This is a genomic window from Streptomyces sp. NPDC003691 (genome assembly GCF_053981115.1).
Genome location: NZ_JBSFNQ010000010.1, coordinates 89,404 through 101,680, shown reverse-complemented (window position 1 = coordinate 101,680; position 12,277 = coordinate 89,404). Strand labels below are relative to the sequence as shown.

Annotated in this window: 8 protein-coding genes; 4 read left to right on the top strand and 4 right to left on the bottom strand. The window is 74.9% G+C overall.

Translation table 11 applies throughout. The annotated features are described in order from the left end of the window. The first annotated feature begins 23 nt into the window (after positions 1-23). Positions 24-674 (top strand): MarR family transcriptional regulator, encoded by a 651-nt coding sequence (locus ACWDR0_RS07545; RefSeq protein ID WP_456350713.1) that lies wholly within the window; start codon positions 24-26, stop codon positions 672-674. Positions 675-778: 104 nt separating this feature from the next. On the opposite strand, the gene ACWDR0_RS07540 is transcribed toward ACWDR0_RS07545, so the two are convergent. The 3 genes from ACWDR0_RS07540 to ACWDR0_RS07530 all read right to left on the bottom strand — a co-directional run bounded on the left by ACWDR0_RS07540 (position 779) and on the right by ACWDR0_RS07530 (position 5,376). Next, positions 779-2,119 (bottom strand): hypothetical protein, encoded by a 1,341-nt coding sequence (locus ACWDR0_RS07540; protein ID WP_456350712.1) that lies wholly within the window; start codon positions 2,117-2,119, stop codon positions 779-781. Further along, a complete protein-coding gene (locus ACWDR0_RS07535) occupies positions 2,116-3,441 on the bottom strand; it encodes a hypothetical protein (RefSeq protein ID WP_456350711.1) in 1,326 nt (441 codons plus the stop codon). The genes ACWDR0_RS07540 and ACWDR0_RS07535 overlap by 4 nt, the downstream gene beginning before the upstream one ends. A 909-nt stretch (positions 3,442-4,350) precedes the next feature. Beyond that, a complete protein-coding gene (locus tag ACWDR0_RS07530; protein ID WP_456350710.1) occupies positions 4,351-5,376 on the bottom strand; it encodes a 6-phosphofructokinase in 1,026 nt (341 codons plus the stop codon). 411 nt (positions 5,377-5,787) lie between these two features. Between ACWDR0_RS07530 and pta the strand changes: the two genes are divergently transcribed. The 3 genes from pta to pyk all read left to right on the top strand — a co-directional run bounded on the left by pta (position 5,788) and on the right by pyk (position 10,710). Then, positions 5,788-7,923: a phosphate acetyltransferase gene (pta, locus tag ACWDR0_RS07525; protein ID WP_456350709.1), complete on the top strand. Its 2,136-nt coding sequence runs from the start codon at positions 5,788-5,790 to the stop codon at positions 7,921-7,923. 49 nt (positions 7,924-7,972) lie between these two features. Then, entirely contained in the window at positions 7,973-9,211 is a 1,239-nt protein-coding gene (locus ACWDR0_RS07520; protein ID WP_456350708.1) for an acetate kinase, read from the top strand. 74 nt (positions 9,212-9,285) lie between these two features. Next, on the top strand, positions 9,286-10,710 hold the full coding sequence (gene pyk / locus ACWDR0_RS07515; protein ID WP_456350707.1) for a pyruvate kinase: 1,425 nt from the start codon (positions 9,286-9,288) through the stop codon (positions 10,708-10,710). A gap of 200 nt (positions 10,711-10,910) precedes the next feature. Here the strand turns inward: pyk and ACWDR0_RS07510 are convergent, their stop codons facing one another. Continuing rightward, the gene (locus tag ACWDR0_RS07510) at positions 10,911-12,266 is read right to left on the bottom strand and encodes a hypothetical protein (protein WP_456350706.1); all 1,356 of its coding nucleotides are present in this window, start codon (positions 12,264-12,266) and stop codon (positions 10,911-10,913) included. Between the last annotated feature and the right edge of the window lie 11 nt (positions 12,267-12,277).

The following is a 12,277-nucleotide window of genomic DNA, read 5'->3' as shown; positions in this document are numbered from 1 at the left end:
ACAGCGCTGTTACATTATCCGGTATGTCAACCCCTGCCCCGCCCCCGCCGTCCCGCCCCGGCGGGCCCGGACTCCTCGGCACCCGGCTGCGCCATCTGCTGGAGCTGCTCGACGGCGATGTCGCGGCCGTCTACGAGGACCTCGGCCTGCCGGGCTTCCGCCCCCGCTGGACCCCGGTCGTCCGGACCCTGGCCGCGCGGGGCCCGATGCCGATCCGCGAGCTGGCCGGAGCGATCGGCGTGACCCACTCGGCGGCGAGCCAGACCGTGGCGCAGATGGCCGGGGAGGATCTGGTGCGCCTCGCGCCGGGCGCGGACGCCCGGCAGCGGATCGTCGGCCTCACCGGGCGGGCCGTGTCCCTGCTGCCCGTACTGGACGCGGAGGCGGCGGCGACCACGGAGGCCGCGGCCCGTTTCGAGGCCGAACTGCCGTATCCGCTGAGCAAGTTGATCGACGAGGCGGCCGAGGCCCTGCGGCGGCGCCCGATGCGCCACCGCATCGCGGAGTGCACGGCACGGCCGGGCGCGGGCGGCATGGGCGGCACCGGCGGCGCGGGCACCCCGGCGGGTCCCGCCGTCGCCGGGACCCCGCAGACCGCACCGGAAGCTCCGGGGGCTCCGGGGGCTCCGGGGGCTCCGGGGGCTCCGGGGGCTCCGGGGGCTCCGGAACGGTAGCCCGCCCGGGCCTTGGGGTCGGCACCACCGGCACAAGGCGCGGCCCGCCCGGCGCGTCCGCCGGCGGGCTTCCGTACCCCTGAGCCCGCGCGCCCGGCGCCCGGTCAGTCTCCCGACGGGGCCGCCGTATCGTCCGGGGTCCGGTGTTCGCGCGGTGCCGACGGGGCCGCGCAGCCCTGGTCCCGGGCCGACCGGGCGGCGAAGGCCGCCAGCGAGGAGCGGCCGTCCGGGCCCACCGGGGCGCCGCTCTCGGTGTGCGCCGTGTACAGCGCGGGCTCCTCCCCCGGACCGCACCCGGCGCTCGCCGTCCACACCCGGTCGAGGACGGGGTCGTCGCGCAGCTTCTGCCGCAGCTCCCGGGCGTACGGCCCGTAGTACGCGGCCAGTACGTATCCGGCGGCCGCGCCCCGGGCCGCCCCGCCGAACTCCTCGGCCCCGCCGGCCCCCACGACCTCGCAGTATCCGCGCGGCGCCGGGCCGCCCGGGCTCTCCAGCAGCCGGGCGCCCCGGAATCCGGGCCGTACCCCGGCGCAGGAGCCGCGGGCGGCCCCCGGGGCCACGGCCTCGTCGCGCACGGGTGCCTGCGGGACCGTACGGGGGGTGGAGCCCCGCCGCGCCGCGCAGTCGTAGCGGTCCGCGGCCGCCGTCGCGACCGCCGTGGCGAGCGCGGCCAGCCGGACCCGGTCGGCGGGGTCGTCCACGCCGCCGCCCTCGATCTCGCTCGCGGCGGTGACCAGCAGGTCCCCCGTACCGGCGGCGCCGTCCGCCCCCGCCGGGCAGTCGAGGAGCACGGCGGCCAGTCCGGCTGCCGTACGTGCCCCGTCCGTACCGCCGCGGTCGTCGTAGAAGCCGTTCCAGCCGTGGCCGAGGGGCACCGGCCGCCGGGCCGCGGTCCCCTCGTAGTACACGGCCCCGGTGTCCGGTTCCCCGGCCGCCGGTACGGAGCGCACCGCGATGTCGAGCCGCCCCTTCCCCCCGGGGAACTCGCCGCCCCCGCCACCGCTGCGGGTGATCACGCACCGCACCTGGAGCGGCGGTCCGCCGTCCGGCCGCCCGTCCGTGCCCCGGACGACGCGTTCGTCGCGGGCCTCGGCCACCGAGCCGGGGCCGAGGGCCGCCCGGGCCCGTGCCACCGGCAGCAGTCCGTCGCACGCGGACTCCAGCGCCCGGTCCCTGGTCCACCGCTCCAGGCCGCCGTCCGCGACGAACCAGCCCGTCCCCGCGAGCAGCAGGGCGAGCAGCGCCGCCGGGACGCGGCGGAGCGGGGCGAGCCGTCCGCGCCGCGGAGGACCGCCGTCCTCCGTACCGTCCCGCCGGTCCTCCGCGTATCCGTCGTGGAAGTCGAAGACGATCTCCCCCGCGAAGCCCTCCGCCGGATCCCCGCCGGGCGTGCCCCGCCCCGGGCGGTCCGGCCCGTTCCCCCGGGCCCCGTTCCGCCCGGTCATGACCGGCCCCGCAGCACGGTGGTGTCCCGGCACTCGGTCCGCCGGGGCCAGGCTCCCTCGGCCGCCAGATAGGCGGCCAGGACCCGGTGGGCGGTGGCGTGGAGCGTGCGCACGGTCTCGCGCGGGAGCCGGTGGACCCCGTCGGGACCCGGCCGGACCAGGGGGGTCAGCGCGACCCGGTGGTAGGCCCGGACCCCGCCGCACACGGACGACGCCCAGGCGTCCGCGGAGGGCTGGTCGCCGCCGTTCCACTGCCATGCGCGGTCCTCGCGGAGGGCCGGCGCGGACTCCCGGAGGGCGTGCAGTTCCAGCCCCCAGCCGCCGACCGCGCTGGTCACCGTCAGGCTCTCGGCGTCCCCGGAGTCGCGGGCGCCGTCCCGCCGGAATCCGCAGAAGCCGAGACGGGTCGTGTACGAGGTGGGCGGCAGGGCGATCCAGTCGTCGCCGAGCCCGTGGGCGCCCGGCGCCACGGAGTCGCACCAGGCACGGGCCCCGGAGGCCGCGCCGCCCTCGGGACCGGACCGGGCCTCCGGGAGACCGCCGAGCGGGGCGCCGCCGCAGCCCAGCCGGGCGGTGACCCAGTCGGCGACGGCGACGGCGGTACGGGACACGGCCAGCAGCTCCGTCCGCCGGGCGGCGCCGCCGGGCCCCTCGGCGGGCGCGCGGGGCAGCCCGGCGCGCACCTGGAGGTCCCGGCCGCTGCCGCCGGGGCCCCGCCGCCCGTCGGGGCAGGTCACGACGATCGTGGCGAAGACCATCCGTTCGCGCGCCGTGGTGGCGCCCAGCGCCGACGGCGGCAGTACCAGGGGGAACGCCGTGTCGGGCGTCTGCGGCAGGTCCGGGGTGCTGCCGTCCGGGCGGGTGAGCGCCACCGCCCGGATCTCGGCGGCGGCCCCGTGCTCGCCGCGCGGCCCGCCGCCCTCCCAGGACAGCCGGCAGTCGAACAGGGCCCGGGTCCCGTGCGCCGGATCGGTGCCGAGGGTGGTGCCGTACTCGACGAGGCGGCCGCGGGAGCCGTCGGGCAGATACGGGCGGAGGACGTCCTGCGGCAGCAGACCCCGGCACGCCTGCTGCAACTGTGCGCGGTTGTCCGCGAGCCGGGCGCGCCGGATCAGCTCGCCCGCGGCCGCGGTGCCCGTGACGGCCACGACGAGCAGCACGAGGGCGAGCGCGCCCCAGCTCCGGGGCCGCCACCGGCGCCACCGCCGCCCCTGTTCGTACGCGCGGCGCCACCACGCTTCCGGACCGGCGCCGGGGGCCGGGCCGCCCCGGCCGTCCGGGCCCGTACCGCCGTCACCGCTGCCGTCACCGGGCCCCTGCACTCTTCGTCACGCCCCCCGCGTCGTCGGTCCGCCCGCCCGCGGGCCCGTGGCCGGTCGCCCGCACCCCGCACGCCCCGCCGGGGCGGGACGGTACCAAAGCCGGGCGCACGCCGGGCGCCGTACCGCCATATCCGGGCAGTACCCCGCCGACCTGCCGGGACAACGGCGGGACAGCCCGGGACATGTCCCGGACGGGGAACTCCCTTGCCTGCGGAACGGGGGCCACGGAGAGTGAGAAGCGCCGGACGCCCCGCGGGGGCAGGGGCACTGCCCCGGGGAGCGGACGGTTCGGGGGAACATCGGGGGATCACGGGGTCACGGGGGAACACACGAGTGGCCTTGGCCGGCGTACGGGGACCGGCCAAGGCCACTCGTCTCCGCCGGGGCCCTCGGGTGTCCCGTTCGCGGACCGCCCGGCACCGGTCGCGCCGTTGCAGGTGGCGGCGGTCGCGGCGGCCGGCGTTCCGCCTCGGAGGAACGGGCACGGCGCACCGCTCGTGCGGGCCCGCTCGTGCGCGCCGGACGGCTCCGCCCGCGAGCGGCACCCGGCACCGGGCCGGGCCGGACAGCCGCCGCGCGGAAGGCCGTCACCCGCTCCGGAGACCGCGCAAACCACCGCGGCCGTACCGCCGCACGCGCGCCGAAAGGCCCCTCGGAACCACCGAAGGGGCCGCCTGTGCCCAGAGGCCCGCGCCACCACCGGAGGCGTACCGCGCCCGAGGTCAGGGACCCGCGTCTCCCGAGGCGTACCGACGCCCGCGGTCCAAGGCCCCGCGGCAGCGCCGAAGCCACCCCCGGGGGGCGCACCGGCGAGGACTCCGCGGCCCCGCCGGGGGCGGTACGCCGGAACCGGCGCGCCCGGCCGGAGGCGTACCCCCGAAACTCCGCACCCCCGCCGGAGGCGCCCCGTCAGAAGACGGACTCCGCCTCGTTCATCCGGTTCGTCGGAACCATCTTGAGCTGCGTCACCGCGTCCGCCAGCGGGGCCATGACGACCTCCGTGCCTCGCAGCGACGTCATCCGGCCGAAGTCGCCCCGGTGCGCGGCCTCGACGGCGTGCCAGCCGAAGCGGGTGGCGAGCACCCTGTCGTACGCCGTGGGGACACCGCCGCGCTGGACATGGCCGAGGATGACCGGCTTGGCCTCCTTGCCGAGCCGGTGCTCCAGCTCGGCCGCGAGGCGGTTGCCGATGCCCTGGAAGCGCTCGTGGCCGAACTGGTCGATCTCGCCCTTGCGGTACTCCATGGAGCCCTCGGCGGGGTGCGCGCCCTCGGCGACGCAGATGACGGCGAACTTCTTGCCCCGGGCGAACCGCTCCTCGACCATCTTGACCAGGTCCTCGACCTGGAAGGGCCGCTCCGGCAGACAGATGCCGTGGGCGCCGCCCGCCATCCCGGACTCCAGGGCGATCCACCCCGCGTGCCGACCCATGACCTCGACGACCATCACCCGCTGATGCGATTCGGCGGTGGTCTTGAGGCGGTCGATGGCCTCGGTGGCGACGGTGACGGCGGTGTCGAAGCCGAAGGTCCGGTCGGTGGCGGAGATGTCGTTGTCGATGGTCTTCGGGACGCCGACGACCGGCATGCCCGCGTCGGAGAGCATCCGGGACGCGGTCAGGGTGCCCTCGCCGCCGATCGGGATGAGGACGTCGATGCCGTACCGCCGCTGGAGTTCGCCGCAGTTCTCCGCGGCCTCCCGCAGCCGGGCCCGCTCCAGCCGGGCCGAGCCCAGGATGGTGCCGCCGCGGGCCAGGATGCCGCTGACGGCATTGAGGTCGAGGGGGCGGTAGTGCCCGTCGAGAAGGCCCTTGAAGCCGTCCTCGAATCCGATGACCTCGTCGCCGTGCCCGGTGATGGCCCGGTGCACGACCGACCGGATGACCGCGTTCAGTCCGGGACAGTCGCCTCCGGCGGTGAGCACTCCGATACGCATCGCGCTGTGTCTCCTGCTCGTCAATGGGACGTTTGAGCCGGAAATCAATTGTTCCACGCGGCGGGGACCGCCGCTGCCGCTTCCCCGGTCCGGGGTCGGGTACCCCCTCCCGGCACGGGAAAACGGGCCGGGAACGCGGGCCGGGCGGGCCCGGGACGCCCCGGCGCCCCTCCCCGGCAACCCGCCAAGCGCTTAGCGCACCGACAGAGGTATCGTCAAGGGGGAAAGGCCGCTCTCCGGCGGTTTTTCTTACGGCCACCCCAGGGCCATCAACGGACGTATCGGTCAAATCGCCGATACGTCCGATACTGAGCAGCACAGCAGCACATCAGACGAGTCGCATCAGACGAGACGTGTCGCACGAGCATCACGGTGGCGTGGCCGGGCGGACGGGCGGACAGGAGAACACACGTGACGCGCAGCGTGTACGTGACCGGAATCGACCGCGGGGACGGCCGTCAGGTCGTCGAACTGGGAGTCATGGAGCTCCTCACCCGCCAGGTGGACCGGGTGGGGGTCTTCCGGCCCCTCGTCCACGACGGGCCCGACCGGCTGTTCGAGCTGCTCCGGGCCCGCTACCGGCTGACCCAGGACCCGGCGACCGTCTACGGCCTCGACTACCACGAGGCGTCCGCGCTCCAGGCCGAGCAGGGCACCGACGAGCTGGTCTCGCAGCTCGTGGACCGCTTCCACCGGGTGGCCAGGGAGTACGAGGTCGTCCTGGTGCTCGGCACCGACTTCGCCGCCACCCAGCTCCCCGACGAGCTGGCCCTCAACGCCCGGCTGGCCAACGAATTCGGCGCCTCCGTGATCCCGGTGGTCGGCGGCCGCGGCCAGACCGCGGAGTCCGTACGGGCCGAGGCCCGCAACGCCTTCCGCGCCTACGAGGCCCTGGGCTGCGACATCCTCGCCCTCACGGTCAACCGGGTGGCGCCCGCCGACCGGGAGTCCATAGCCGAGCGGCTCGCGGCCCGCCTCCCCGTCCCCTGCTACGTCCTCCCGGACGAGCCCGCGCTCGCCGCGCCCACGGTCGCCCAGATCACCCACGCCCTGAAGGGCACGGTCCTGCTGGGCGACGACTCCGGGCTCGCGCGCGACGCCCTCGACTTCGTCTTCGGCGGCGCCACCCTGCCGAACTTCCTCACCGCCCTGACCCCCGGCTGCATGGTCGTCACCCCCGGCGACCGGGCCGATCTGGTGGTCGGCGCGCTGGCCGCGCACTCCGCGGGCACCCCGCCCATCGCGGGCGTCCTGCTCACCCTCGACGAGCGGCCCACCGACGAGGTGCTCACCCTGGCGGCCCGGCTGGCCCCCGGCACCCCGGTGGTCTCCGTCGCCGCCACCAGCTTCCCCACCGCGGCGGAGCTGTTCAAGCTGGAGGGCAAGCTCAGCGGCGCCACCCCGCGCAAGGCGGAGACCGCACTGGGCCTCTTCGAGCGCCATGTCGACAGTGCCGGGCTGCTGGACCGGCTGGCGGTGGCCCGCAGCGGCCGGGTGACCCCGATGATGTTCGAGCACGAGCTGCTGGAGCAGGCGCGGGCCGACCGCCGCCGGGTGGTCCTCCCCGAGGGCACCGAGGAGCGGGTGCTGCGCGCCGCGGACGTCCTGGTCCGCCGCGACGTCTGCGATCTGACCCTCCTCGGCGATCCGGACGTCATCCGCAAGAAGGCCGCGGACCTGGGCATCGACCTCTCCTCCGTCCAGCTGATCGACCCGCACACCTCGGAGCTGCGGCAGCCCTTCGCCGAGCGGTACGCGGAGCTGCGCGCCCACAAGGGCGTGTCGGTGGAGCTGGCGTACGACGTCGTCGCGGACGTCAACTACTTCGGCACCCTGATGGTCGAGGAGGGCCTGGCCGACGGCATGGTGTCGGGTTCGGTGCACTCCACGGCCGCCACCATCCGGCCCGCCTTCGAGATCATCAAGACCCGCCGGGCCACCGACGCCGGGGGCGGCGCCGCGATCGTCTCCTCGGTCTTCTTCATGTGCCTGGCCGACAAGGTGCTGGTGTACGGCGACTGCGCGGTCAACCCGGACCCGAACGCCGAGCAGCTCGCGGACATCGCCGTCCAGTCGGCCGCGACGGCCGCCCGGTTCGGCGTGGAGCCGCGGATCGCGATGCTCTCGTACTCCACCGGCACCTCGGGTTCGGGCGCCGATGTGGACAAGGTGCGGGAGGCGACCGAGCTGGTCCGCCGGTCCCGGCCGGACCTGCGGATCGAGGGCCCGATCCAGTACGACGCGGCGGTGGAGCCGTCCGTGGCCGCGACCAAGCTGCCGGACTCCGAGGTCGCGGGCCGGGCGACCGTCCTGATCTTCCCGGACCTGAACACCGGCAACAACACCTACAAGGCCGTCCAGCGCTCGGCGGGCGCGGTCGCGGTGGGCCCGGTGCTCCAGGGGCTGCGGAAGCCCGTGAACGACCTGTCGCGCGGCGCGCTGGTCGGCGACATCGTGAACACCGTGGCCATCACCGCGATCCAGGCCCAGCCGGCGCCCGCGCCGGACCGTCCCGCCCGTACGGCGGCCGCCACCGCCGGCGCGTAACACCGCAACGCCGTCCCCACCCCCCGCCACCGACCAGAAGGCACCGACCGTGACCACGTCCCCCCGACCGGCCCCCACCCGGATCCTCGTCCTCAACTCCGGCTCGTCGTCGGTGAAGTACCAGCTGCTCGACATGCGGAACGCCGCCCGGCTCGCGGTCGGCCTGGTGGAGCGGATCGGCGAGTCCACCTCCCGGCTGGTGCACACCCCGCTGGTGGACGGCGGGGCCGGGCTGCGGGAGCGGACCGGGCCGATCGCGGACCACGGCGCGGCGCTGAAGGCGGTCGCGGAGGAGCTGGCCGCCGACGGGCTCGGCCTGGACTCCCCGGAGCTGGCCGCGATCGGACACCGCGTCGTCCACGGCGGACTGCGGTTCTCCGAGCCGACCGTGGTCGACGACGAGGTGCTGGCGGAGATCGAACGGCTGGTGCCGGTGGCCCCGCTGCACAACCCGGCGAACATCACCGGGATCCGGACCGCGCAGGCGCTCCGCCCCGATCTGCCGCAGGTCGCGGTCTTCGACACCGCCTTCCACACCACGATGCCGGAGTCGGCCGCGCGGTACGCGATCGACGTCGAGACGGCGGACGCCCACCGGATCCGCCGCTACGGCTTCCACGGCACCTCCCACGCCTATGTCTCGCGCGAGACGGCGAGGCTGCTGGGCAAGGCGCCCGAGGACGTCAATGTGATCGTGCTGCACCTGGGCAACGGCGCCTCCGCGTCGGCGGTGGCGGGCGGCCGCTGCGTGGACACCTCCATGGGCCTGACGCCGCTGGAGGGCCTGGTGATGGGCACCCGCTCCGGCGACGTCGACCCGGCGGTCACCTTCCATCTGCGGCGGGTGGCCGGGATGTCCACCGACGAGATCGACACCCTGCTGAACAAGAAGAGCGGCCTGGTGGGGCTCTGCGGCGACAACGACATGCGGGAGATCCGCCGCCGGATCGACGAGGGCGACGAGCGGGCACAGCTCGCCTTCGACATCTACATCCACCGTCTGAAGAAGTACATCGGGGCGTACTACGCGGTCCTCGGCCGGGTGGACGCCGTGGTGTTCACCGCGGGCGTCGGCGAGAACGCGGCACCCGTCCGGGCCGCCGCGGTCGCCGGTCTGGAGGAGCTGGGACTGGCCCTGGACGCGGGGCTGAACGCCGAGCGCTCGCCGCACGCCCGGATCGTCTCGCCGCCGTACGCCCGGGTCGCGGTGGCGGTCGTACCGACCGACGAGGAGCTGGAGATCGCCCGGCAGACCTTCGCGCTGGTATCCGAAGATTCACTCGACTGAGCGAATACCCGCCCATTTGTATCTTCCACCAGACGGAATATTCCGAGTCGAAACAAACCGATAGGATCCGCCTTATGCGCCGTTCCAAAATCGTCTGCACACTGGGCCCCGCCGTCGACTCGTACGAGCAGTTGAAAGCGCTCATCGAGGCCGGTATGAACGTGGCCCGCTTCAACATGAGCCACGGGTCCCACGCCGATCACGAGGGCCGGTACCACCGGCTGCGCAAGGCGCAGGAGGACACGGGCCGGGCGATCGGCGTACTGGCCGACCTCCAGGGCCCCAAGATCCGGCTGGAGACCTTCGCCGACGGCCCCGTCGAGCTGGTGCGCGGTGACGAGTTCACCATCACCACCGAGGACGTGCCGGGTGACAAGACCATCTGCGGCACCACCTACAAGGGCCTGCCCGGGGACGTCTCCAAGGGCGACCAGGTCCTGATCAACGACGGCAACGTCGAACTGCGGGTCGTCGAGGTCGACGGCCAGCGGGTGAAGACGATCGTCGTCGAGGGCGGTGTCATCTCCGACCACAAGGGCATCAACCTGCCCGGCGCCGCGGTGAACGTCCCCGCGCTCTCCGAGAAGGACGTCGAGGACCTGCGGTTCGCCCTGCGGATGGGCTGCGACCTGGTCGCGCTCTCCTTCGTGCGGAACGCCGACGACGTCAAGGACGTCCACAAGGTGATGGACGAGGTGGGCCGCCGGGTCCCCGTCATCGCCAAGGTGGAGAAGCCGCAGGCCGTCGAGAACATGCAGGACGTCGTGATGGCGTTCGACGGTGTGATGGTGGCCCGCGGCGACCTGGCCGTCGAGTACCCCCTCGAAAAGGTCCCGATGGTCCAGAAGCGGCTGATCGAACTCTGCCGCCGCAACGCCAAGCCGGTGATCGTCGCCACCCAGATGATGGAGTCGATGATCACCAACTCCCGGCCGACCCGCGCCGAGGCGTCCGATGTCGCCAACGCCATCCTGGACGGCGCGGACGCGGTCATGCTCTCCGCCGAGTCCTCGGTGGGCGCCTATCCGCTGGAGACCGTGAAGACGATGTCCCGGATCGTCGTCGCGGCCGAGGAGGAGCTGCTCTCCAAGGGCCTCCAGCCGCTGGTCCCCGGCAAGAAGCCGCGTACCCAGGGCGGTTCCGTGGCCCGCGCGGCCTGCGAGATCGCGGACTTCCTGGACGGCAAGGCGCTGGTGGCCTTCACCCAGTCCGGCGACACCGCCCGCCGGCTCTCCCGCTACCGGGTCTGCCAGCCGATCCTGGCCTTCACCACCCAGGAGTCCACCCGCAACCAGCTCACCCTGAGCTGGGGCGTCGAGTCCTTCGTGGTCCCCCACGTCGACAACACCGACGCGATGGTCGACCTGGTCGACGCCGAACTGCTGAAGCTCCAGCGCCACAACGCCGGCGACACCATGATCATCACGGCGGGCTCCCCGCCCGGTGTCCCCGGCACCACCAACATGGTGCGGGTGCACCACCTGGGCTCGAAGGCGTAACCGGCCGGCACCGGCCCCCGGAGCACGGCGCGAGCCGTAGCCGCGCCCGGGCCGCAGCCGTAGCCGTAGCCGTAGCCGTAGCCGTAGAGCGCACACCGTAACGGGCAGACCGTGGACCACACCTGAAATGGCCCACGGCCTGCCCGTCGTGCGTCCCGCTCCGGGCCCGTCGCCCCGGATCCGGGAAGTGCGGGGGCGCGCTATCCGGACGCCTGACCGTCCGTGAGGTAGTTGCGCAGTCCGGGCACGGTCAGCCGGCCGCCGAACTGGCCGGCCTGGACCACCGTCACCCGGGTGAAGTACGCGTACGGGATGTCGAGCGGCGGCGGCGTCCGCGGGCTGAACGTCACCGGGAAGATACCGAAGAGATTCCCCGTCAGCTCCTCCGTGTACATGGTCACCGTGCCGTCGGTGATCGTCGAAGTGGACCCCTTGCGCGCCTCGGCGTGCATGGTCCGCCCCAGCGGGCCGACCGCGAGCTGGTGCAGGTCCCGGATGTCCACACCCGTCGCCGTGAACTTCAGGGCGGGCTTCAGCTCGCCGCCGCCGGTGCGGACCTCCACGATGCCGTGGTACTTGAGCCCCTTCAGGGTGAGCAGCGAACTCTTCAGGATCCACGGGTCGTCGGGAACCGCCGGAATGCCCGGCTCCTCCTCCGCGGCCGCAAGCGCCTCCGGATCGGGGGTGGCACACGGCAGACGCGGCTTGGCACCCTCGGGGATGTCCTGGTCCTTCCGCGGTACGAGTCCCCCGGCGCCCTCGTCCAGCTCCCGCACCTCGGCCCCGGCGCGGGCGGCGGCGTCCTCGACGCCCTTTCTGGCGCGGTCCGCCGCGGTACCGCCCGGTGTCGCCGCCGGCCGCTTCGCCGGCCCGCCGGACGGCGGGCGGGTCTCCCGGTCCCCCGCCGGCGGACCGGCCGGCCGCCCCGGCCGGTCCGCCGGCTTCTCCGGTGGTTTGCCCGGCCGGGACGTCGCGGGCGAAGTCGTGGCGGGGGGCTTCGCGGGCGGGGTCGCGGCCGGGGGCTTCTTCCCGTCGGGCACCCCGAACAGATCCTTGAGGGCGTCCCCGAGGCCCAGCGGGTCCCAGGGATCGCGGCTCCGGCCGGGGCCGGTCGCGCCGACGGCCGCGGTCGGGGTCGGGGTCGGGGTCGGGGTGGGGGTCGCGGTGGGCTTCCGGTCCACGGGCCGCCGGGCCTCCGCGGCTTCCTCCCGCGCGGCCCGCGCCGCGTCGGCCGCCTCCCGCGCGGACGGCAGCTCGCCCGGCCGCCCGGAACCCTCCGCGCCCTCCCGGTCGCCGTCGCCGTCGCTCTCGCCGTCGCCGGGGCTGTCGGACCCGCCGGGCCCAGGGTCCGGGGTCTGCGGCGAGGAAGGCCCGTCCGAGGGCTCCGACGACTGCGCCCCGCTCCCGGACTCCGACGGCCGCGGCGGCCGCTGCTCCTCCTCGGCCGCCGCGTCGGAGCGGGTGACGCACGGTCCCGGCGCGAACGGGATGTCCTTCTCGTCGGCGAGGGCCAGCCGGGGGGTGAGTCCCATGCCCACCAGGACCGCGGTCGGCATGGCCGCCAGGG